Annotated in this window: 24 protein-coding genes; 4 read left to right on the top strand and 20 right to left on the bottom strand. The window is 63.0% G+C overall.

Annotated features, from left to right (window positions below; genetic code table 11):
- Window positions 1-42: 42 nt before the first annotated feature.
- Entirely contained in the window at window positions 43-690 is a 648-nt protein-coding gene (gene rimP / locus FJ936_RS02845; RefSeq protein ID WP_140787139.1) for a ribosome maturation factor RimP, read from the bottom strand.
- Window positions 691-971: 281 nt separating this feature from the next.
- Here rimP and FJ936_RS02840 point away from each other — a divergent pair, with 281 nt between their 5' ends.
- Window positions 972-1,136, top strand: a complete 165-nt coding sequence (locus FJ936_RS02840; RefSeq protein ID WP_140714042.1) for a hypothetical protein — start codon at window positions 972-974, stop codon at window positions 1,134-1,136.
- Window positions 1,137-1,188: 52 nt separating this feature from the next.
- Here the strand turns inward: FJ936_RS02840 and FJ936_RS02835 are convergent, their stop codons facing one another.
- The 18 genes from FJ936_RS02835 to FJ936_RS02750 all read right to left on the bottom strand — a co-directional run bounded on the left by FJ936_RS02835 (window position 1,189) and on the right by FJ936_RS02750 (window position 18,819).
- Window positions 1,189-1,890 carry a tRNA (guanosine(46)-N(7))-methyltransferase TrmB gene (locus FJ936_RS02835; RefSeq protein WP_140787137.1) on the bottom strand — a complete coding sequence of 234 codons (702 nt, stop codon included), beginning with the start codon at window positions 1,888-1,890 and terminating at the stop codon, window positions 1,189-1,191.
- A 27-nt stretch (window positions 1,891-1,917) separates the two neighbouring features.
- Window positions 1,918-3,183 (bottom strand): methionine adenosyltransferase, encoded by a 1,266-nt coding sequence (gene metK, locus FJ936_RS02830; RefSeq protein WP_015314012.1) that lies wholly within the window; start codon window positions 3,181-3,183, stop codon window positions 1,918-1,920.
- A 168-nt stretch (window positions 3,184-3,351) separates the two neighbouring features.
- Window positions 3,352-3,771: a helix-turn-helix transcriptional regulator gene (locus FJ936_RS02825; RefSeq protein ID WP_127279029.1), complete on the bottom strand. Its 420-nt coding sequence runs from the start codon at window positions 3,769-3,771 to the stop codon at window positions 3,352-3,354.
- Window positions 3,772-3,909: 138 nt separating this feature from the next.
- On the bottom strand, window positions 3,910-5,502 hold the full coding sequence (gene lnt / locus FJ936_RS02820; RefSeq protein WP_140787135.1) for an apolipoprotein N-acyltransferase: 1,593 nt from the start codon (window positions 5,500-5,502) through the stop codon (window positions 3,910-3,912).
- A gap of 86 nt (window positions 5,503-5,588) precedes the next feature.
- A complete protein-coding gene (locus FJ936_RS02815; protein WP_140787133.1) occupies window positions 5,589-6,059 on the bottom strand; it encodes a VOC family protein in 471 nt (156 codons plus the stop codon).
- Window positions 6,060-6,073: 14 nt separating this feature from the next.
- Entirely contained in the window at window positions 6,074-7,168 is a 1,095-nt protein-coding gene (locus FJ936_RS02810; RefSeq protein ID WP_140787131.1) for a hemolysin family protein, read from the bottom strand.
- Between the two features lie 28 nt (window positions 7,169-7,196).
- Window positions 7,197-7,703 carry an rRNA maturation RNase YbeY gene (gene ybeY, locus FJ936_RS02805; RefSeq protein WP_141906084.1) on the bottom strand — a complete coding sequence of 169 codons (507 nt, stop codon included), beginning with the start codon at window positions 7,701-7,703 and terminating at the stop codon, window positions 7,197-7,199.
- Between the two features lie 18 nt (window positions 7,704-7,721).
- Entirely contained in the window at window positions 7,722-8,714 is a 993-nt protein-coding gene (locus tag FJ936_RS02800; protein WP_031241013.1) for a PhoH family protein, read from the bottom strand.
- 83 nt (window positions 8,715-8,797) lie between these two features.
- Entirely contained in the window at window positions 8,798-10,219 is a 1,422-nt protein-coding gene (gene miaB, locus FJ936_RS02795; protein ID WP_140787127.1) for a tRNA (N6-isopentenyl adenosine(37)-C2)-methylthiotransferase MiaB, read from the bottom strand.
- Between the two features lie 63 nt (window positions 10,220-10,282).
- Window positions 10,283-11,083 carry a 1-acyl-sn-glycerol-3-phosphate acyltransferase gene (locus tag FJ936_RS02790; RefSeq protein WP_015314020.1) on the bottom strand — a complete coding sequence of 267 codons (801 nt, stop codon included), beginning with the start codon at window positions 11,081-11,083 and terminating at the stop codon, window positions 10,283-10,285.
- A gap of 121 nt (window positions 11,084-11,204) precedes the next feature.
- Window positions 11,205-11,699, bottom strand: a complete 495-nt coding sequence (gene rimI, locus FJ936_RS02785; RefSeq protein WP_140660641.1) for a ribosomal protein S18-alanine N-acetyltransferase — start codon at window positions 11,697-11,699, stop codon at window positions 11,205-11,207.
- Window positions 11,700-11,781: 82 nt separating this feature from the next.
- Window positions 11,782-12,459 (bottom strand): tRNA (adenosine(37)-N6)-threonylcarbamoyltransferase complex dimerization subunit type 1 TsaB, encoded by a 678-nt coding sequence (gene tsaB / locus FJ936_RS02780; RefSeq protein ID WP_140787125.1) that lies wholly within the window; start codon window positions 12,457-12,459, stop codon window positions 11,782-11,784.
- 107 nt (window positions 12,460-12,566) lie between these two features.
- Window positions 12,567-13,673, bottom strand: a complete 1,107-nt coding sequence (locus FJ936_RS02775; RefSeq protein ID WP_140787123.1) for a DUF1513 domain-containing protein — start codon at window positions 13,671-13,673, stop codon at window positions 12,567-12,569.
- Between the two features lie 352 nt (window positions 13,674-14,025).
- Entirely contained in the window at window positions 14,026-15,105 is a 1,080-nt protein-coding gene (locus FJ936_RS02770; protein ID WP_140787121.1) for an imelysin family protein, read from the bottom strand.
- Entirely contained in the window at window positions 15,105-16,706 is a 1,602-nt protein-coding gene (locus FJ936_RS02765) for a di-heme oxidoredictase family protein (RefSeq protein WP_140787119.1), read from the bottom strand. The genes FJ936_RS02770 and FJ936_RS02765 overlap by 1 nt, the downstream gene beginning before the upstream one ends.
- A 12-nt stretch (window positions 16,707-16,718) precedes the next feature.
- Window positions 16,719-17,204 carry a bacterioferritin gene (gene bfr / locus FJ936_RS02760; protein WP_015314026.1) on the bottom strand — a complete coding sequence of 162 codons (486 nt, stop codon included), beginning with the start codon at window positions 17,202-17,204 and terminating at the stop codon, window positions 16,719-16,721.
- Complete coding sequence (locus FJ936_RS02755) at window positions 17,170-17,481, bottom strand: (2Fe-2S)-binding protein (RefSeq protein WP_140614790.1); 312 nt, start codon at window positions 17,479-17,481, stop codon at window positions 17,170-17,172. Before FJ936_RS02755 ends, bfr begins: the two co-directional genes overlap by 35 nt.
- Window positions 17,482-17,529: 48 nt before the next feature.
- Window positions 17,530-18,819: an imelysin family protein gene (locus FJ936_RS02750; RefSeq protein WP_140787117.1), complete on the bottom strand. Its 1,290-nt coding sequence runs from the start codon at window positions 18,817-18,819 to the stop codon at window positions 17,530-17,532.
- Window positions 18,820-19,251: 432 nt separating this feature from the next.
- Here FJ936_RS02750 and FJ936_RS02745 point away from each other — a divergent pair, with 432 nt between their 5' ends.
- The 3 genes from FJ936_RS02745 to FJ936_RS02735 all read left to right on the top strand — a co-directional run bounded on the left by FJ936_RS02745 (window position 19,252) and on the right by FJ936_RS02735 (window position 21,153).
- Window positions 19,252-20,505 (top strand): FAD-dependent oxidoreductase, encoded by a 1,254-nt coding sequence (locus tag FJ936_RS02745; RefSeq protein ID WP_140787115.1) that lies wholly within the window; start codon window positions 19,252-19,254, stop codon window positions 20,503-20,505.
- Between the two features lie 79 nt (window positions 20,506-20,584).
- A complete protein-coding gene (locus FJ936_RS02740) occupies window positions 20,585-20,842 on the top strand; it encodes a type II toxin-antitoxin system ParD family antitoxin (protein ID WP_140787113.1) in 258 nt (85 codons plus the stop codon).
- Window positions 20,842-21,153: a type II toxin-antitoxin system RelE/ParE family toxin gene (locus tag FJ936_RS02735; RefSeq protein ID WP_246680396.1), complete on the top strand. Its 312-nt coding sequence runs from the start codon at window positions 20,842-20,844 to the stop codon at window positions 21,151-21,153. The genes FJ936_RS02740 and FJ936_RS02735 overlap by 1 nt, the downstream gene beginning before the upstream one ends.
- 23 nt (window positions 21,154-21,176) lie before the next feature.
- Here the strand turns inward: FJ936_RS02735 and FJ936_RS02730 are convergent, their stop codons facing one another.
- A complete protein-coding gene (locus FJ936_RS02730; protein WP_015314032.1) occupies window positions 21,177-22,454 on the bottom strand; it encodes a 4-aminobutyrate--2-oxoglutarate transaminase in 1,278 nt (425 codons plus the stop codon).
- Window positions 22,455-22,484: the final 30 nt, after the last annotated feature.

The following is a 22,484-nucleotide window of genomic DNA, read 5'->3' as shown; positions in this document are numbered from 1 at the left end:
CTCCCGAGCCTGTTCGCCGGATCTTTGCGCCCGGCAGCTCAATCAAATTTCCTGTTCGTGTTCTTCCGTGGCGTCCGGTTCCGTACCCTCGGACACATCGTCGTCCGGTTCACCGCGGCGTCTCTTGGCTTCCTTGCGCTCCCTGTTGTCCCTGGACAACGCTTCGCGAATGAGGTCGTCGGTCAGGATCAGCCTGACATCGGCAATGGCATCGTAGGGCACGCGCACCGTCGGCTCCTCGCCATAGGCCGCCTTGTCGCGCTCGATCAGCACGTCGTTCTCACCGGCCTCGGCGATCTTGCCCTTGAAGCGCTTGCGGTCGGCGACGACCACCGATGTTTCCATCTTCACCAAATGACCGGTCCAGGTCACGAAATCCGATTTGCGCACCAAGGGCCGGTCGATGCCGGGCGATGAAACCTCGAGATGATACGCCTTTTCGATCGGATCATCGACGTCGAGCGCCGGCGACACCGCGCGGCTGACCTCTTCGCAATCCTCGACGGTCATGGTGCCGTCCTCACGCTCGGCCATGATCTGCAGCGTCAGCCCGTTCTGGCCGGACAGATGCACGCGCACGAGGCGAAAGCCGATGCCGCGCAGCACCGGCTGGACGATCAGCGCAATGCGCGCATCGATGCCGCTTTCGCGGATGATGCGATCGTCACCTTCGTTTGCAGTTGCAGCCATCGTTGCCTATCGTTCGTCTCGAACCTATCGGCAGGTAATAAAAAAGAGCGGGACCGGGTGGACCCACTCTTCGTCATACCGACCAAGAATTTGAGGCTGATATAAACGAACACGGTTCGTGTTTCAAGTCCGCAGTCCCGGCCGGACGAAAGCCTGTGGGTTCAGGGTTGTTCCAGGCGCATGGCCGGCATGCGGCAATCCCCCTGTGAGAGCCCGCGGCGCGCTCTTATTTGCCATCAAACGAATTGAATTGGCGCGCTGGCGCGCGAAAGGACAAGACCATGAGCAACCGCAGGATATTCTCCGCCTTGGGCGATCTGTTCACCTCATTCGGCAGCGCCGTTGCCGCGTCTCGCGCCGTGGAAGCAGGGCGCAAGCCCAGAGCCGACGACCTGCGAAACCTCGGTATGGATCCGGCCGTATTCAACAGGATCGGTCGTTTCTGACTCCAACAGGCATTCGACCCCGTCCTCCCGGCAGGTTGTCGGTTGGGCGGACCTAGGTCCTGACGAAAGTCAGATAGGCCGGCCGGCGCCCCTCGCGAATGGCCTTTGCCTCATAGCGCGTGCCGGGCCAGCCCTCATAGGAACGATGCCAGTCCGCCGCTTCCGCAGCCTGCCATGCGAGAGCGCCGTGCGCCCGGCAATGCAGCAAGGTCCAGTTCACATAAGTGTCGATGTCGGACGCAAAGCGGAACTTCGAGCCGGGTTTCAGGACGCGTGCGAAACGGTCGAGATTGACCGGGCTGACGAAACGCCGTTTCCAGTGTTTTTTCTTTGGCCAGGGATCGGGATAGAGAAGATCGATGCCGTCGAGCGAGGCCGGCGGCAACCAGTCAAGCAACTGGGTGGCGTCGTCGTCGTAGACCCTGAGATTGGCCAGCGGCGCTGCCCGCACCGCCATCATCATCTTGGCCATGCCGTTGACGAAGGGCTCGACGCCTATGAAGCCTGTCGCGGGCGCCTCGATGGCGCGATGCAGGAGATGTTCACCGCCGCCAAAGCCGATCTCGAGCCGAACCGCCGAAACCTCTGCTTCAAACAGGACGCGCAGGTCTGGCGGTGCCTCGGCCGTCAGATCGAGCCGGTATTTGCCAAGCCCGCTTTCCAGCGCCGCGGCCTGCTGCGGGCGCACGGGCTTGCCGCGCCGGCGACCGAAGAAGGCTTCGGTCATGCGGCTTGGCCTGTCCGCGTCACTCATCGACTGGCGCCAGTCCTGCCGCCGCCCTCAGGCCGCGACAGCATCCTTGAGCGCCTTGGCCAGATCGGTCCTTTCCCAGGAGAAAGACCCGTCACGGCCAGCCTTGCGGCCGAAATGGCCGTAAGACGACGTCTTGGCGTAGATCGGCTTGTTGAGGTCGAGATGACGGCGGATGCCTGACGGCGACAGGTCCATCACGCTGCGCAGCGCGTCCTCGAGCTTTGCCTCGTCGACCTTGCCGGTGCCGTGCAGGTCGACATAGACCGATAGCGGCTGGGCGACACCGATGGCGTAGGAAAGCTGGATGGTGCAGCGATCGGCGAGCTTCGCCGCCACGACATTCTTGGCCAGGTAGCGCGCCGCATAGGCAGCCGACCGGTCGACCTTGGTGGTATCCTTGCCGGAAAAGGCGCCGCCGCCATGGGGGGCTGCGCCACCATAGGTGTCGACGATGATCTTGCGGCCGGTCAGGCCGGCATCACCATCCGGACCGCCGATGACGAACTTGCCGGTGGGGTTGATGTACCACATGCAATCGTCAGCGATCTTGAGGTCGCCCAATGCCTCGCGGATATAAGGTTCCACCACCTTGCGGACCTTCTTGGAATCCCAGCTTGAATCCAGATGCTGGGTCGACAGGACGATCTGCGTCGCCTCGGCGGCCTTGCCGTCGACATAGCGGACGGTGACCTGGCTTTTCGCGTCCGGCCCGAGCTTGCCGGCCTCGCCGTTGTTTTCGTGGCGGGCCGCTGCCAGCAGTTCCAGAATCTTGTGGCTGTAATAGATCGGCGCCGGCATCAGGTCCGGCGTCTCGCGGCAGGCATAGCCGAACATGATGCCCTGGTCGCCGGCACCTTCCTCGCCCTGACGGTCGGCGGCATTGTCGACGCCCTGGCCGATATCAGGCGACTGGCCATGCAGCAGGACCTCGATCTTGGCCGTCTTCCAGTGAAAGCCGGCCTGCTCGTAGCCGATCTCACGGATCGCCTTGCGGGCGACGGATTTGAACTTCGCCGGGTTGACGACGGGGTGGCCCGCGGCATCCTTGAGGATGTTGCCGGCCTTGTCCTTCTTCAACAACGTCTCGGGAACGCGCACTTCACCGGCGATGACGACTCGGTTGGTGGTCGCGAGCGTCTCGCAGGCGACACGGACTTTCCATGGGTCCATGCCGGTCTTCTTGGCTTCACGATAGACCAGATCGACGATTTCGTCGGAGATGCGGTCACAGACTTTGTCGGGATGGCCCTCGGCCACGGATTCCGAGGTAAAGAAGTAGTTCTGCCGCGTCACGGGTGTCCCCTCTTGAAAAACGATCGGCAGGCTGCCGATTTTGGCGCGCCACGTGTTAGCGGGGCAAAGCGCTGCTCGTCAAGCGCTGCCGCGGCTCTGGCCCGAATGTCGGAGGCGATATCTTGTGCCACCGGCGGCGCATGCCGCCGGCGCAAAGCGCATTGCGGATCAGTCGAGATCGTCCTCGGCGAGCGATTTCACCAGGTCAATGATCCTGCGGCGTACCTTGACGTCGGCGATCTTGACAAAGGCCCGGTTGAGCTGAAGTCCTTCGGGACTGCCGCAGAACTCGACAGCGAAAGCCATCGAACTATCCTCGGCAAAGCCGCGGTTGGCGGTCAATTCCTGGCCTGGCGCATCCTCGAAAAAGAAGGCGACGGGGACGCCGAGTATGGAGGCAATCGCCTGCAGGCGGCTGGCACCGACGCGATTGGTGCCCTTTTCATATTTCTGGATTTGTTGGAACGTGATGCCGAGATTCTCGCCCAGCTTTTCCTGGCTCATTCCGAGCATATTGCGGCGAAGCCGGACCCGGCTTCCCACGTGAATATCGATGGGATTGGGCTTCTTCTTGTTTTCTTCTGTCATTTTTTCCTCGCCGAATTTTTTCGGCTTTGTGATTTTTTCCTGCCCAAAGAAAGCCGGAGGCGACTGCCCCAACAGAACGATCCACCAGCTTCGAGAAATTTTCAGGCGGTACAGTATGAGTTTCTAATGTGCCAGCTGTCAATTCACCCGTAGCTTTTGCCTTACGTTCAACAGCCCCCCTACAAGCGCAAACAGCAACATGATCAGCATTCCGTTAATGCGCCGCTGGCTGGACGAAATGACCGTCTGTGCGGAAACAGGCACCTTCACATCGATGGCTCCGCGCGCGTCGATCGCAAGGGCGTCGACGACGCGGCCACGGGCGTCGACCACGGCCGAGATGCCGTTGTTGGCAGCACGCAACAAGGGCAATCCATTCTCCACTGCGCGAATCTGGGCCTGCCTGAAATGCTGATACGGTCCCGGCGTGTCGCCGAACCATGCATCGTTGGTCACGTTCACAATAAGCTGCGATGACGTAGCGTCAACTGCCACCAGATCGGGAAAGATCACCTCATAACAGATAAATGGCAGGGCACGAATGCCGCCCGGGAGCGTGATGGCATGACGCTCGTTGCCGGCCGTGAACGTCAGCGGCCCGGCGACGAGCTGTTCGATGCCGAAACGAGCGAGCAGGTCGGCGAAAGGCAGGTACTCGCCAAACGGCACCAGATGAACCTTGTCCACGGCGTCGGCGATCTCGCCCTTGTCGTTGATCGCCACCACGGAGTTGTAGTAGCGGCTGTCGACGCTGGCCGCCGAGCCGCCCTCCTCACGCACGACGCCGGCGATCAGCATCTGGCCACCGCCCAGCATGTCGCCCAGCGCCGTCAAGGCGTCAGGGCGCTCCGTGAAAAGGAACGGTACCGAGGTTTCCGGCCAGAGAATCAATTGCGGTTTTTCGTGACCTGGGTCCGGTGCCTTTGCGGAGAGGCCCAGCAAGGTGGCGAAGATGCGGTCGCGCACCGAGGCATCCCATTTTTCCGACAGATCCACGGCCGGCTGGACGATGCGGACATCGAGACTGCGCGTCGCCGGCTTTTCGGGGGCGTTGAGCCTGACATAGCCAAAGCCGACATGGGCGGCGGCGAGCACGACAAACAGCGCGGCGCCCAGCCGAAGATGCCGACGCGCCGCCAGCAGCGCCGGCAGCGCGAAAAGGAAAACCGCGAGCGCGTTCATGCCGATCATGCCGGTCACCGAGACGCTCTGCATCAAAAGCGGCACCGGCATCGCCGCGTAGCCGATGGCGTTCCAGGGGAAACCGGTGAACAGGAAGCCGCGCAGCCACTCCGCCAGCGCAAAACCGGAGGCAAGGGCAGCGATACGGCCGATATCGCTGCTCCACAGGAGCCGCGCGACCACCGTTGCGAAGCCGTAGAAAAATGCGAGCGCGAAGGGAATGCCGACCACCGCGAACGGCAGCGCCCAGGCAAAGTCGTCGGCCTCGACCAGCAGCGCCGAGCCGATCCACCAAAGGCCGGCGAGGAAATAACCGAAGCCGAACCACCAGCCGACGGCGAAAGCCGGCCGCAGGCGCCGCAACAGGCTGCCCGAGGCTTCGCCGGTCGCGCCATCGAGCAGCCAGACCAGCAGCGGAAACGAAATGAAACAGGCGGCAAAGAAATCGTAAGGCGCCTGGCCCAGAACCGTCAGCGCCCCAGCGAAAAACGCCACAAGCGAACGCCGCCAACCCCAAAGCAGAATTATCCGGCCGGCAAGGCGCTCCATGCGTATTTCCGTCGCGCGAATCAGGAGCTAAGATTTATCAGGCCGCGCCGCGCGCTCCAAACGCCGGCGTGGTTACCGGCCGCTCTCTACCGGTGCCAGCCTTCGATGCGCAGGCCACCCAACCGCTCGGCCTCTTCACGAGAAACAGAACCCATCGATTGCGTGAACGTCCAGACATGGCCCTCGGGATCGCGCGCCCGATACTGGCGTTCGCCGTAGAACTGGTCGGCCGGCTCCTGGATTATTGCAGCACCAGCCGCGCGGGCCTGCTCGCAATGCGCATCCAGGCCGTCTTTCAACCTGACATAGACCGATTGCGTGTTCTTGCCCTCGACCGACGCGGGGCTCGCGACATGATCGGCCCATTCAGAATCGACAATGAGGTAGCAATCGCCGAACCGCATTTCGGCGTGGACCAGCTTTCCCTCGGCATTGCTGACCACCATGCTGCGCTCGAAGCCAAAGGCTGCTTCAAGCCAATCCAGGGCAGAGCGTGGATCTTTGTAAAACACACCGGAGCCGAGGACCGAGTGCTTGAACGGATCCTCGATCGTCATGCGACAGCAGGCTTTCAGGCCTGTTCGGTGCGCGCCGTGGCCCGCCGGCGGCGTTCGCCCTTCTGGCTCTGCACGATGCGAACGCGCTTGACGCGGCGCGGATCGGCGTCCAGCACATGAAATTCGAAGCCGGGAATGGCCTGCACCACCTCGCCGCGCGCCGGCACGCGGCCGAGCGTGTTGAAGATCATGCCGCCAATGGTGTCGACATACTCGCCATGTTCACCGGCGGCGAAATCCTCGCCGATCATCTTGGCTACCTCGTCGATCTCGGCCTTGCCGTCGACGATAAACACGCCGTCGCCGGTCTGGGTGATCATCGGCTCGTCGTCGTCGTGCTCGTCCTCGATGTCGCCAACCACCATCTCGACGATGTCCTCGAGCGAGACGAGGCCGTCCGTGCCGCCATATTCATCGATGACCAGGGCCATCTGCGTGCGCGTCGTCTGCATGCGGCCCATCAAGTCGGACGCAAGCATCGACGGCGGCACGAACAGGACCTGCCGGATCAGATTGAGCTCTCCGATGGTGCGCGCGAGGTCGACCTGGGCAAGATCGAGAACCGTGGCAACAGGCGTTTTGCGGGTTGCACGGCCCTTCCTGACGCGCGCCAGCTTGGTGATATGGGCCAGCACGTCGCGGATATGGACCATGCCGCGCGGGTCGTCGAGCGTCTCGGAATAGACCGGCATGCGGGAATGGCCGGATTGTTCGAACATGCCAAGCAAGTCACCGAGCGACGTGGCGATCTCGACCGCCTCGATATCGGCGCGCGGCACCATGACGTCCTCGACGCGCACCTCGCGCAGGCGCAGGATGTTGTTGAGCATGGCGCGCTCGCCAGGCGAGAAGGATTCGACATCGCTCGTCGTCTCGGCGAGCGCGCCGGCGATCTCTTCGCGCAGGCTGGTGCCGTTGCGTTGCCGGAACAGGCCCAGCACGCGGTTGAACAGGGAGGGGCCGGCAGGCGACGGCTCGATGGCCGCGCTGCCGGTGTTGGCAACACCAGGGGTAACGGTACTCGGACTTGATCCCTCTTCCGACGTATCGGAAGCCTTGATCGCACTGCCGACATCGGGGCGGGCGGCAGTCTCTGGTTTGTCGTTCATCGTCGTCCGGTCAATTGGTCTTTTTTAGTTACGCGTAGGGATCGGGAATGGCAAGCCTTGCCAGCGCGGCGCGCTCGATGGCTTCCATCTCCTCGGCCTCCGCGTCGGTCTCGTGGTGATGGCCCATGAGATGCAGCAGGCCATGGATGACGAGATGGCAGATATGGTTCTCCAGCGGCTTGTCTTCCAGTGCCGCCTCGCGCGCCACCGTCTCGGCGGCAAGCACGATGTCGCCGAGCATCGGCGGCAGCGGGCCGCCTTTTGCCGGCGGAAAAGCCGGGAAAGACAAGACGTTGGTGGGCTTGTCCTTGCCGCGCCAGCCGGCATTCAACGTACGGATATGGGCGTCGTCGGAAAAAACAATGCTGAGTTCGGAATGACCCGTCGCACCGGTCTCGGCAAAGGCGGCGTCAACCGCGCGATCGACCAGCCGCGTCAGGCTTGCTTCATCGGGCCAGTCGCCCGCTTCAACCGATATATCGATCTCGACGGGAACCGGAAGGCTCCCGCCGCCGGATGTGTTGTCCTCAGCCATGAGGCCGCATCGTCAAGATCAATTCTCGGCACCGAGGCCACGAGCCAGCTTGGCGTCCCGGTCATAGGCCCTGACGATTTCCGCCACCAGCGGATGGCGAACGACGTCGACATCGTTGAAGCGCACGGTTACCGCGCCTGCCACACCGTCGAGGACACGCAAGGCTTCGACCAGGCCTGACTTGGTGCTCGGAGGAAGGTCGATCTGTGTCGGATCGCCAGTGACGATCATGCGCGAGTTCTCGCCGAGACGGGTGAGAAACATTTTCATCTGCATCGGCGTGGTGTTCTGCGCTTCGTCGAGAATGACGGCGGCGTGCGCCAGCGTGCGGCCGCGCATGAAGGCGAGCGGCGCGATTTCGATTACTTCGGCGGCAATCGCACGCTCGACCTTGTCGGCCGGCATCATGTCGTAGAGCGCGTCATAGAGCGGCCGCAGATACGGATCGACCTTCTCCTTCATGTCGCCCGGCAAGAAGCCCAGCCGTTCGCCCGCCTCGACAGCCGGTCGCGATAAAATGATGCGCTCGACCATGCCGCGTTCCAGCAGCATCGCCGCATGCGCCACCGCCAGATAGGTCTTGCCGGTGCCGGCTGGACCGATGCCGAACACCAGTTCCGACCGCTCCAGCGCCCGCATGTAGGCGTCCTGGTTCAGGGAGCGGGCATAGATGGTCTTCTTGCGGGTGGCGATCTGGGCGGCGGAGACCTTGCCCTTGCGCTCCAATGTCGGCAGCGTGAGCTGGTCGTCGGCGGCGATAGCCATGCGCACGGCCCCGTCGACATCGGACTGGCTGATATCGACGCCCTTCTGCAGGATGCCGTAGAGATTGTCCAAGGCGCGGCGCGCCTGTTCGGCGGCCGAAGCGGATCCCTTGATGGTCAGCTGGTTGCCGCGCGAGCGTATGTCGACGCCGAGCTTCTGCTCAAGCCGGGCCAGGTTTTCATCGAACTGGCCGTAAAGGGCGCTGGCAAGCTTGTTGTTGTCGAAAGTCAAAACGATGTGCGCCATGTCAGAAGCCCCGGATGCCGGTACCGGGGGCAGATTCTTCAGCTCCGCTGCGCTCAACCGTCTCTCCTCATCTGCCGAGACCATCAGGCCAATTCGGCGAACAGGCTGTTGTAGCCCGTCTTCGTGATTCGCACCTTGATAATGTCACCGATTTCGCCGGCGTTTTCATCAACAATAACTGGCTGCAGCCAAGGCGAGCGGCCGACCTTCTGGCCGGCCTGACGACCGGGCTTCTCGATCAGCGTATCTATGGTGCTGCCGATCAAACTCAAGCCGAAATCCTGCTGTTGCTTCAAGAGCAATGCCTGCAGGCGCTGCAAGCGGTCGTCCTTGACCGCTTCCGGCACGTGGTCGGACATCTCGGCGCCGGGCGTACCGGGACGCGGCGAATATTTGAACGAGAAGGCCGAGGCATAATTCACCTGGCGCACCAGATTCATGGTCGCCTCGAAATCGGCCTCCGTCTCGCCGGGGAAACCAACGATGAAATCGCCCGACAGCGCGATATCGGGGCGGGCGGCGCGGATGCGGTCGAGCAGCGCCAGATAGTCCTTGGCCGTATGCCTGCGGTTCATCGCCTTCAAAATGCGATCCGACCCGGATTGCACCGGCAGGTGCAGATAGGGCATCAGTGCGGCCAAGTCGCGGTGCGCGGCGATCAATTCGTCGTCCATGTCGCGCGGATGGCTGGTGGTGTAGCGCAGCCGCGCCAGGCCGGGGATTTCGGCCAGCCGGAACAGCAGCCGCCCGAGACCCCATTCCGCGGTCTTGCCCCCTTTGGCCTCGCCCTGGCCATGCCAGGCGTTGACGTTCTGGCCGAGCAGCGTCACCTCGCGCACCCCGGCCTCGGCCAGCCGCTCGGCCTCGGCGACGATCTGCGCCACCGGCCGCGACACTTCCGAGCCTCTCGTATAGGGCACGACGCAGAAGGTGCAGAACTTGTCGCAGCCTTCCTGGACGGTGAGGAAGGCGGTGACGCCACGCTTGATCACCTCGGCACGCTTGGGCTGCGGCAGATGCTCGAACTTGTCCTCGATGGCGTATTCGGTTTCGACGATCTTTTCGCCGCCGCGAACACGCGCCAGCACGTCGGGCAGACGGTGATAGGTCTGCGGACCGATGACCAGGTCGACGGCCGGCGAACGCCGGATGATCTCGGCGCCCTCGGCTTGCGCCACGCAGCCGGCGACACCGATCAGCATCTCGCGGCCAGCGCTGGCCCGCTCGGCCTTCATGTCGCGGATGCGGCCAAGTTCGGAATAGACCTTTTCGGCGGCTTTTTCCCTGATATGGCAGGTGTTGAGCAACACCAGATCGGCCTCGCCGATGGCATCGGTCGCCGTATAACCGTCAGCGACCAGCGCATCGGTCATGCGCTGTGAATCATAGACGTTCATCTGGCAGCCATAGGTCTTGACGAAGACCTTCTTGGCTGCCGTGGCGTTCGCCGCCGGCTGTCCGGCCGCAGTGCCGATGTCGTCGCTTTCAACCGTGTTCAAGTCCATCCGGCGGCTTCTAACGCCTTTCCGTGACAAAAAACAGACGATTCTGCCTTGGGGCCGCTGGGTTCAGCGGCTCGGGAGCGGATCGGTAAGGGCCGCCTGCATCATCTCGCGCACCCGGCCTTCCATCAGCTTGGCCGTTTCCTTGCGGTTGGAACCCTTGGCAAAAGCGATCGGTTCGCCGAAATGCACCTCGACGTCGAGCGCGCCCTCGGCCATCAGCACCTTGAGATGCGGCATCAGGTCCTCATCGCCGATCCAGGCTGCGATCGGGCGGTGGCGGCGGCCGAGCGGTACGCCGTGCAGGCGCGTATAGGCGATCGCAACGGGCTGGATGAAGACCTGCTCGGCCGCGCCTTCGGAGATGGCCATCGAGGCGGCGCCGAACAGGGTGCTTTTGAAGGGCAGGACGACATTGCCGTCACCGGTCGAACCCTCGGCGAACAGCACCATGGCATCGCCCTTGGCCATGCGTCTGGCGATCTCGCTGGCCTGATCGCCAGACGAACGCTTGCGTTCGCGCTCGATGAAAACAGTGCGCTGCAGTTTCGACAGCATGCCGATCAGCGGCCAGCCTTCCATGTCGGCTCGGGCGATGAATTTCACATCGGCAAAGGAGCCCAGCACCATGATGTCGGTCCAGGAGATGTGGTTCGAGGCAACCAGCAAGGGGCGTTTGTCGGACAGTGCCCCCCTGACATGGATACGCATGCCGAGCGCCCGGATGATCAGCCGGTGCCAGATCTTGAGGATGAAGGTTTCCGGCCACCAACCGGTCTTCATCGACAGGATCTGCAGCGGCACGAAAACCAGCGACCCAGCGACGACGAGGCCCAGCGCCAGGAAAATCCTGATTTTCTTGATCATCGCCCTACCATTACAGCGCCGCGCGTCCTCTTGGACGCGCAAAGGACGCTGTAACACCTTAATTCTGGCGCATGATCCTCTCCGAAATCGGATTCGATTTTCGGGATCATGCGGTCCCTGGCTAGCGAAGATCGCGGCGCATGACAAGCGCCCCAGTCGGCCCGCGATCGGGCGACTTGTAGTAATCCGGACGCTTGCCGACTTCCCGAAAACCCAACCGACGATAGAGAGCGATCGCCGCGGCATTGGTCTCATCGACCTCGAGGAACAAGGCTTCGGCGCGCTGCGAATGCAATTCGCGCAGCACTGCGTCCATCAACTGCCAGCCCAGGCCCTGGCGACGATGCGACCGTGCCACCGCGACGGTCAGGATTTCACCCTCGCCCGCGGCCAGCCGGGCGAGGACGAAGCCGACAGGCGGCTTGGCGCCCTGCCCGGTTTCGCGCGCGGCATAACCGAACACGGTGTCCTGTTCGAGCAAGGCGGCGAACTCACCATCGGTCCAGGGGCGGACAAAATCCTCGCGGTGCAGCAGCGAGACCGCGGCGCTGTCGGTGATCCTGAGCAGCTCGAGCGCGTAGTCCCGGCGACGTGGTTGAAGAAAAGGTATGCGCATCAATTCTCGTTTTCTCGTCTGACCATGACCTCTGGACAAACGGAACCGTTTGTCCGCGAAAACCGGCTTCCACTTTTCGGGATCATGGTCTTTGCCTCGAAAGTATGAACCCGGCCTGCGGCTTGGCATCGGCACCGCGCAGATAAAGCGGCTTCGGCCTTTCGCCCTGCCCCTTTGCGGCAGCCAGCCGGGCGTAGGTGAGAATGTCGGCGGTGGCCGCCCGAGGCCCGATGTCAAAGGTGCGGCCGGCCGCGTCAGCGATCAGCGTCGCTGCCGTGCCGGCGAGCACCGCGAAACGTTCCGACGCCATCGTCACCGCATCCGCAAGCGTGGCCACGGCCGGACCGTAAGTCAACACTGACATTTCATCGTACAGGGCGGCATGGATTTCCTCGCGGCCGGCATCAAGCGCCGCCAGCACGGCGCGGCCAGGAAAGGCACTGGCCGCCTCGGCGGCCAGTGCCTCGAGGGTCGTCACCCCGATTGCCGGCAGCTTGAGCGCCAGCGCCAGGCCACGCGCCGTCGACACGCCGACGCGCAGGCCGGTGAAGGAACCCGGACCGACAGAGACGGCAATGGCGCCAAGTCCGGCGTAGTCGGTCGCGCCGGTCTTCAACGCGTCAGCGATGACGGCCATCAGGTGCTCGGCATGACCCTTGCCCAGATCAAGCACCGAGCGGCCAAGCTCCAGCCCAGCCGCCGCGTCGTAGACGCAGGCGGCGCAGAGGCTGGCGGCACAGTCGATGGCGAGAACTTTCATGAAACGACCGGTTCGAGAAACAATTCCCTGTGCCCGCCATGGCGCGCAACCGCAAGTGTGTAGTGCATAATTTGTTAAGCGGCTTCGGTTTGGCCCGGCAGAAGAGCTTATGCCGCCGGCCCTATGCGCAGCATGTGATTGTCCCAGACATAGTCCGGTTCCGTCCGCGTGGCACCACCGCCCTCGATGATCTCGCCGGCGCCCGTGGTGGCCATGAAACCTGCCCCGTCGGGCGCCACGCCGCAGACTTCGACCAGCGCGCTGGAGGAGACGATCCGGCCGCTGCCCGCATCGATCACGACAAGCGAATTGCCTTCCGGCGAGGAGACGGCGACGGTGCCGGCACCAGGATTGGCGGCGACCGAGCCGATATAGTTGCGGAAACCGGACAGCACATCCCGCGGCATGTCGAGCAATGCCAACTCCTTACCCCGTGCGGCGCGACCGACCAGAAGCGGACGATCGGTGCCGGAGCCCCTGTATTGGCAACCGAACCAGACGGTGCCGGTCTGGTCGATATCCATGTGGCGGATCGACAATTGGTGGAGAGCGGCCGACAGTTCATGCTTTTCGATCAGGTCGCCGGTGACGCGGTCGACCAGCACATAGGAAGGCTTCATGGTGGCAATGTTGAGCTCGGCGCGTCCATAGTCTGGATGGGTCTCGATGCCGCCATTGGCGACCGCGATCGTCTTGCCGTCGCCCAGCAGAAGAAGTTCGTGCGGGCCCATGCCGTAGGTCGGGAATTCGCCGATGCGATTGAATTTCGCCCGCGCGTCATAGACGCCGACCACGCCAGCGGCGTTGTCGAAGTCGTTCTCGGTGGCGTAGAGCAGAGCGCCGTCGGGCGAAAAGACACCATGACCGAAGAAGTGCCGGCCTGCGATGCTGGCGATGGTCCGCGGGGCGTCGCGCCCGGCGTGATCGAATACGACGGCGAAGGTGCCGGGCTGGCGGGCGAAAACCACCGAACGCTTCGAGATCGGATCGAAGGTGACGTCATGACCGCGATCGGGCAGGTCGATCGCATGCAGCACCTTGCCGGCCTCGGACAGAACGGCGGCACCAAAACTGCCGTCGCGCTTGACGAAGGCGGTGGCGAACACGGCATCCGCCGCGAGCGTATTTGCCCAGGCCGAGGGCGTCACGGCGGCGGCAAAGCCAATGCCGGCGGCCCTCAAGAAATCGCGGCGGTCGATGAGAGGCGTTTTCAAGACATGGCCCTCCCCTGCACTGGCCGGCTCCAAGACATGGTAATTTTTAGGGATCGGAGCTGACGCTTGGCACCTGCCGATTCTTCGAATGACTCATCGCAGACGTTGGAAGTTGGCCGAAGCCTCCGGAACTTCGTCATCCTTGGGCGGAGCAGGAGCGTAGCTCCGTCGCGGAGCCCCAAGGATCCATGCCGTGACTTTCGCCGAGGAATGCAGCAGAGCAGAATTCTGAACCGTTGCAAGGCCTTGCGGTCACGGCATGGATCCTGGGGTCTACGCCGCGTCGCTTCGCTCCTTGCTTCGCCCCAGGATGACGAAGCTATGGGCGTTTCGGCCAATCTCAAGGTCACGCTCAGTCTCCATCCAGCGACGAGAAGCCGGCGGTCAGGCCGAATTCGGCGGTCAGCCTGGTGCCGATCAGGGTCGACAGGCTGGAGGTGATCAGGGCGAAATGCTCGAGTTTTTCGCGCAGCGCCGGATCGGCGAGCGCCTTGTCGATCGGACCCTGGACGGCCTTGGCGGTCGCAACGCCGTTGAGCAGCTGAATGTGGATCGACTCTGCCATCCAGCGCGCATCCGGCGGCAGCGCGTTGCCGAGCTTCGACACCTGGAACAGCGCATCGATGCCGGCCAGATTTCCGGCCAGCGCGTTGGCGGTGTTCTGCGAACGCCAGTAGATCGCCTGTTTTGGTTTGTCGGCCTCGGGCTTGGCACCCAGAAAAGCCTTCAGGCGCACGTCACGGATCATTTCCAGTTCGTTGATGAAGACGCCGACCAGTTCGGTGACCGCCTCGTTGCCATCGCGATAGAGCGCGTTTTGCGGCCCGGGATTGGCCCACATTGCCGCGAATCCGTCTGGTTTGTTCCAGGCCGCGCCGACATCCGCGGCGATGGTTTCGATGTTGCCGGCAATAGCCGCGCCATAAGCGCAGCGATAGGGTTCAGCCTTGCCCGTCAAGGCGTCGGCGCCGTCGCCGTAAAGCACGAATTCCAGCGCCCCGAGCCCCTGCATGGCAACGCTCTTGCCGGCAAGCTGGACAGGATCGGTGGCGGCGGGATCCTTGTCCGACAACGCCGCCTGCACCTGCTTCAGACCGATGCTCTTGCGATCCGGCCAGAACAGCATGCGTTCCAGCCTGTTGTTCTCCTTGATCGGCCCGAAACCGATGATCTCGGCCGATGACCAGGCGTAGACGGTAGCCGAGAACGCGGCTCGCGCCGCTTCTAGGTCCGCTTGCGAGGGCGCCCCGCAAAGCTTGTGCATGGCTTTGGCGAGGGCTTCCGCATGCTGGTGCAGGTCCTCATATGCCGGGCGGACAAAGCCGTCGATCGCGCGCTGGATGACATCAGAGGCTTTCACCGCGGCCGATGCGGGCAAGGCGCCCAGCAGAACCAGCGGAAGAACGAGAACCAGCGCGAAACGCTTCGCCATTAAAGTGACCCCAGGAATTTGACCAATGCATCGCGCTCGGTGGCGCTGGTGGCGGCAAAGCGGTCGCGCGCCTTCTGCGCCTCGCCGCCATGCCACAGGATGGCCTCGACCAAAGTGCGCGCACGACCATCGTGCAGATAGAAGGAATTGCCGTTGACCATTTCGGTGAGGCCGATGCCCCATAGCGGCGGCGTGCGCCACTCATTGCCGGTCGCATCGCCCACAGCCTGGCCGTCGGCAAGATCCGGCCCCATGTCGTGCAGCAGGAAATCGGAATAAGGCCAGATCAACTGGAACGCCTGCGGCTTGTCAGGTGCATCGCGACGGGTAACGAATTTCGACGTGTGACAGGCAACGCAGCCGATTTCATAAAAGACCTTCTTGCCGGCGAGCACCTCAGGCGAGGCGAGGTCGCGTCGCGCCGGCACCGCCAGGTTGCGCGAATAGAAGGTGACGAGATCCATCACCGGCGCCGGCGCCTCGACCGGGCCGAGGCGCGCCTGCACGCCGTTGGGCATGGCGAGGCACTTTTCCTGCGCGGCGGTGCAATCGCCCCAGTGTTTCGGCGCCTCCGGCGTCGAGATGCCGATATCGCCGGCAAAGGCATCGGCGGCCTGCTGGCGGATCGACGCGGTCTGCGCCTTCCAGCCGAAACGGCCAAGCGTCAGCTCGCCGCTCAGGCCGTCACGCACGATGTTGGGCTTGCCGGAAATACCATCGCCATCCCTGTCGTCAGGGTCGGCACGGGCCAGAATGTCGGCCGGCGCGATCTGTTCGATGAGGCCGAGGCCGATCATCGGCGGCGTCAGGCGCGGCGACAGCGTGGTGCGCGGATCGAGCGGCCCGTAGCCGAGATCATCGATCGTATAGGCGGGTTTGCGCAGTAAAACCGCGGTGCCGTCCGGCAGTTCCACCTTCCGTTCCCGATAGTCGACACGCATCCTGCCCTCACCCCTGAGACCAGGCACGGCCAGTTGCTGCAATTGCGTGCCATAGACCGGGTCTGGAAGGTTGAGCAGCCGGTGGTCGGCGAGCGCCGCCTTTTCTTCCGCGCTGCTGGCATCGCGCGCCAGCCGCAGGAACATCGAGGTGGTGCCAACATCGGCTTGCGGCGGCCGTCCGCGTCCATCCTTCAGATGGCAGTTCTGGCAAGCGCGTTCGTTGAACAAGGGTCCGAGCCCATCCGATGCCTGCGTCGAGGACGGCGACGAGACCCAGTTCTTGCGGAAAAGCGCATTGCCGAGCTTGAAGGTGCCTTCTTCCTCGAAGCTGATGTTGGCCGAAGATTGCGAGAAGGAATCACGGCTGATGTCTTTCCGCGAGGTGCCGGCGCCACCTTGCATCAGTTCGAAAGGCTCGGGCTTGGAAAAATCCGTGGTCGGCCTGGTAATGGCTGTGACGCGCACCTGATCCTTGGCATTAAGGTCGGTGCGCGTGGTGGCGAGACCGGCGGGTAGAAGGTCGCCGGCGATGGCAGAAGTGGTCAGCGCCAGCATCAGAATAATGCCGTGCCGACCAGCCGATATGGCTGGCATTTTCCGGAGGCGCGGCGGGCCCTTGGCCCGCCGCAAGCGGCGCAGGACGTCTAAGAGGCGCCGCATTCCCGCATATCCTTAGTCTGCCTCGTCCGCCGGTGCGGCGTTGAGCTGGCCGTACTTTTCCTCACCGATCGAGGCCAGCAGGTCGAGCTGCGTCTCGAGGAAGTCGATATGGCTTTCCTCGTCGGCGAGCAGTTCCTCGAACAGTTTCATCGTCACGTAGTCGCCCGCTTCCTCGCAGATTTCGCGCGAGCGCTTATACGCAGTGCGCGCGTCATATTCACCGGCCAGGTCGGATTCGAGCACTTCCTTGACGTTCTGGCCGATGCGCAGCGGCGCCACGGACTGCAGGTTGGGATGGCCTTCAAGGAAGATGATGCGGGCGACGAGCTTGTCGGCGTGGTGCATCTCCTCGATCGATTCCGCCCGCTCCTTCTTGGCCAGCTTGGCGTATCCCCAATCCTCGAGCAGGCGGAAATGCACCCAATACTGGTTGACGGCGCCGAGCTCCAGAAAGAGAGCCTCGTTAAGCCGCTCGATGATCTGTGGTTCGCCTTTCATGGGTCCTGCTCCCGTATTGGACGCGCAGGCCTCTGACGCGATCCAGATGTGAAACGATGTCCACGCCGCTTGCCTGCGAGCGGGCGTGGTAGTTCTCGGTGACCCGAATGATCGTTTCGACCACATTTGGGAAGCAGCCGCAACAGCGACCCCGTTTGTGCATGGCGTGATAGACCTTTGCCGGCACGATGAGCTGCCAGGGATCCTGATCCAGCAGGCCGATGATCGTCTGCTCGATCTCCTTCTCGGTGATGATGTTGCAATGGCAGATCAGCATTTCGTCGCTCTGGCTGACGGCGCTCCGATGCGCCGTTTGGCTGGGGGCTTACTTGAACACCTTGTCGGGCGCGTCGAGACTGTCGGAGCCTTCGAAGGCGATGTTGTTCAGCTTCAAGGCGCCGACGGCGCGTTCGATCGACTTGGTCTGGTCGATCAATGCGTCGATTGCCGCCTGCACGGTGGCATTGCCCGCCGTATTGCCCTCGGCGATCTGCTGGTCGTAGGCCTCGCCGGCCAATGCCCGTGCCTTGATGGCTTCCATCTTGGCGACCGAAACATCGAGCTTGTCGGACAGTTCCTTGTCGATTGCCGGATCCGCTGCCTTGACCATGTCGTGCACCGAGGGACCCGAAACGACGGTACCATCCAGCCGTGTGTAGCTGGCGTGATAGGCGGCGCGAATGCCGACTGCATCATAGAGATGAGAATTGTAGGTGTTGTCGGAGAAGCAGTCATGCTCCTCTTCGGGATCGTGCAGCAGCAGGCCGAGCTTCATGCGCTCGCCGGCCAGTTCGCCGTAGGAGAGCGAGCCCATGCCGGTGAAGATGATCGAGATCGCGGTGTTCGGCTCGCCATCGACGAGGTTCTTGCGCGCGGCGCCGTCTTCCTTCCAGTCGTTGACCATCTTCTGCAGGTCGGAGACCAGAAGGTCAGTTGCCGATTTCAGGTACTGTGTGCGGCGGTCGCAATTGCCGCCGGTGCAGTTCTTGAGGTCGTAGTCCGTATAGGGACGCTCGCCGGCGCCTGGACCGCTGCCGTGCAGGTCCTGACCCCAGAGCAGGAACTCGATGGCGTGATAGCCGGTAGCGACGTTGGCCTCGATACCGCCGGCTTGCTGCAAGGTCCCGGAGAGGAATTCCGGCGAAAGCGTCGAGGCGTCGATCTTCTTGCCGTTGATTTCGATCTCCTTGTTGGCGATCACATTGGCGGTGTAGAGAGAATTCGCGTCCGATTCCGTGCCGTAGCTCTTGGCGACATAGTCGATCAGGCCTTCGTCCAGCGGCCAGGAATTCACCTCGCCCTCCCAGTCGTCGACGATCTTGTTGCCGAAGCGATAGACCTCGGTCTGCTGGTAGGGCACGCGCGCCGCCTTCCAGGCGTCGCGGGCGGCATTGAGCGTTTCCGCCGACGGGTTGGCCAGCAGCGCGTCGACCGCCTTGTCCAGCGCCCGCGCCGTGGTTAGCGAATCCTCGTACTTGGCAAGCGCGATGTCGGAATAGGTCTTGATCACCGCCTTCGCATCGGTTTGCGCCTTTGCAGGCAGCACGAACACCGCCGCCGTCAGCAGCGCCGTGGCGCCGATCGCCACAAGCCTACCGCCATATCGTGCCGTCATTATCGCTCTCCAGTTTCTCGGGAATTCCGCAAACGGCGCGCGCGGCAACCGGCACCAGGCCGTGTGCATGCCACCGGCCGCAAGATATGCCGCGCTGCCGCGCGGCTCAGGGAAGACAGACACCAAAATGCCTCCAATCGAACGGGTTCAAGGCCCAGACATCAAAGGGATGCGCCAATGCGCAAGCTTCCTTAAAACTTCGAGTTCGATGGAGTCAACGGAAATTGCTGAAAAACCTAATCGAAACAACAGTTTAGAATTATTCTAAACTACAACTGTCAACTTTACGCGTTCCCTTGCACCGACTTTGCGGCCGAACTGTACGATTGACAGTCGCCATCCCGGGTGCGACCCGCAGACATTCTCTTGCGGCGGTGCCAGGCAATTGCCGCTTGGCGAGACGTCCTAGGATCGAATCGGGATCGGAATGCGATGAAGAACGGCGTGGTCATTGTCGGTGCGGGTCATGCGGGCGTGCAGGCGGCCGCCAGTCTGCGCGAGGATGGCTATGATGGGCCGGTGATCCTGGTGGGCGACGAGAATGAACTGCCCTATCACAAGCCCCCGCTGTCGAAGACCTTCATCAAGGATGCCACGGCCAAACCGCAGCCCTTGCGCGGCGAAGCCTTCTACACCGGCAGCGCCATCGACTACCGGCCGGGCATCCGGATCGAGCGCATCGATACCGGCCGCGGCAGTCTCGACATTGCCGGCGGTGGTGCACTTGCCTTCGACCATCTGATCCTGGCGACCGGATCGCGCCCGCGTGCCTTGCCATTACCCGGCGCGGAGCTGTTCGGCGTGGTGTCGCTGCGCTCGCTGGCCGATGCCCGGCTGATCCGGGACTTGAGCGCGCACAGCGAAGATGTCGTTATTCTCGGCGGCGGCTTCATCGGACTGGAAATCGCCGCGACGCTTCGGGCGGCGGGCCGCACCGTCACCGTTGTCGAGGCGGTCGACCGGCTGCTTGGCCGCGCCGTGGCGCCGGTGGTGGCCAGCCATGTCCGGCAAAGGCTGGAATCGACAGGCGTGCGCATCCTGACCGGCACCTCGATTGCAAGGCTCGAAGGCGAAGACGGCCATGTCACCGCAGCGATCACCACCTCAGGCGAAAGGCTGCCGGCGCGCATGGTCGTGGTGGGCATCGGTGCCGTGCCGAATGTCGAACTGGCGCAGGAAGCCGGCCTCACCATCGCCAACGGCATCCGCGTCGATCACCAGATGCGCAGCTCGGTACCGGACATCCTCGCCATCGGCGACGCCGCCTCGTACCGGCACTGGTTCACCGGCGGCGACGTGCGGCTGGAATCGGTGCAAAACGCCACCGACCAGGCGCGGCTCGCCGCGCGCACCATATCAGGCCACGCCGACGCCTATTCGGCGGTGCCATGGTTCTGGTCCGACATTGGCGACATGAAATTGCAGATGGTCGGGCTGACATCAGGCGGCGACAGCCATGTCGTGCTCGGTGACCTGCCCGACAACAAGTTCTCGATCTACCACTACGCGGGAGACCGGCTGCTCGGCATCGAGTCCGTCAACCGCCCCGGCGACCACATGCTTGGCCGCAAGATGCTCGGTGCCGGCTTCTCGCCGACACCGCAGACGGTGGCCACGGGTCCCGAAGGGCTGAAGGCGGCATTGGCACAATTTCACCAGGACGAGCCTGCCCGGGTTACGGGCTAAAGCAGGCCGGGATCTTGCCAAAAAAATCAATGAGCTTATCATAAATTGATAATCTCGGATAAAATGGAAGGCCGTCCCCATGCCTGCGAGCTACAGCATCGGACCTCGCTACGAAACGTTCGTGCGCGAACTGGTTGAAAGCGGCCGCTATGCCAGCGCCAGCGAAGTTGTGCGTGATAGCCTGCGCCTCTTGGAGGAACGCGAGGAGCAGCGGCAAACGAAACTTGCGGCACTGCGTGAGGACATCCGCAAGGGTGTAGAAAGCGGACCGGGCATTCAGGCCAACAGCGTTTTTGACCGGCTGGAGAAAAAATACAGCGGTGGAACCCACAAGTAATGGCCCTCAGTTTTGCGCCTGCCGCGGTGCAGGACATCGAGGAGATCGGCGATTACATCCATGCTGAAAATTCGCCCGCCGCTCACCGTTTTATAGCGGCGCTTCGCGGACGATGTGGCCGCATAGAGAATGCGCCACGCGGAGGCGCACCTCGTTCCGAGCTTTGGCCTGATCTGCGGTCCGTCGCGTCCAAAAATATACAATTTTCTACACCGCCCAGGGCAACGACGTGCGCGTCGAGCGCATTTTGCACGGCGCGCGCGATATTGAGGGCATCTTCGAGGAAGAAAAGAATGCCCAAAGACATGTGAATCGGAACGCTCGTCCTTGTCGATCAGGCTGCGCAGACTTCGCGGATCGAGCTTTCCAGAATGTCGAGCGCTTCGTTCATGACCTCGTCTTGGATGGTGATCGGCGCCAGGAAGCGGATGACGTTGCCGTAGACGCCGCAGGTCAACAGGATCAGACCCTTGTCGAGAGCCTTCAGGCGGATCGCGTTGGCGATCTCGGCCGACGGCAGGCCCTTCTTGACGTCGTTGAACTCAACCGCGTTCATGAAGCCCAGACCCCTGATGTCGACGATCTCGGGCACGTCGTCACGGATCGACTGCAGACGCTGCTTCAGCCGCGCACCCAGCGTGTTGGCGCGGTCGCAGAGCTTTTCGTCCTCGATGACATCCAGGACGGCGTGTGCCGCGGCGACGCCGATCGGGCTGCCGCCATAGGTGCCGCCGAGCCCGCCGGGGCTGGGCGCATCCATAATCTCGGCGCGGCCGGTGACCGCCGCAAGCGGGAAGCCGCCGGCCAGGCTCTTGGCCATCGTGGTGATGTCGGCCGCCACCTCGTGATGGTCCATGGCGAACATCCTGCCGGTGCGGGCAAAGCCGGTCTGCACTTCGTCCGCGATGAGCAGCATGCCGTGCTGGTCGCACAGCTTGCGCAGCGCCGTCAGGAGTTCACGCGGCGCGTCGTAGAACCCGCCCTCGCCCTGAACCGGCTCGATGATGATCGCGGCGACGCGGGCCGGATCGACATCCGCCTTGAACAACTTGTCGAGTGCCGCCAGCGAATCGGCGACCGAGACGCCATGCAGTTGCACGGGGAACGGCACGTGGTAGACGTCGCCCGGCATGGCGCCGAAGCCAACCTTGTAGGGCACGACCTTGCCGGTCAGCGCCATGCCCATGAAGGTGCGGCCGTGGAAGCCGCCGCCGAAGGCGATGACGGCCTGGCGGCCGGTGGCGTTGCGAGCGATCTTGATGGCATTCTCCACCGCCTCGGCGCCGGTGGTGACGAAGATCGTCTTCTTTTCGAACTTGCCGGGCAGCATGGCGTTCAGCCGTTCGGCCAGCCGCACATAGCTCTCGTAAGGCACGACCTGGTGGCAGGTGTGGGTGAAGCGGTCGAGTTGCGCCTTGACCGCCTCGATCACCCTAGGATGGCGATGGCCGGTGTTGACGACGGCGATGCCCGAGGAGAAGTCGATATAGCGGCGGCCCTCGACATCCCAGATCTCCGAATTCTCGGCCCGATCGGCGTAGATTTGCGTGGTCATGCCGACGCCGCGCGAGATCGATTGGTTCTTGCGTTCGGAAATGGCGGAGTTCTTCATCGTATCCCTCACCGGGCCGGCGCCCGTTCT

Source organism: Mesorhizobium sp. B2-4-13 (assembly GCF_006658535.1).
In the GTDB taxonomy this organism is placed as follows: Bacteria; Pseudomonadota; Alphaproteobacteria; order Rhizobiales; family Rhizobiaceae; genus Mesorhizobium; species Mesorhizobium australicum.
This window is presented reverse-complemented; position numbering and strand designations above follow the sequence as displayed.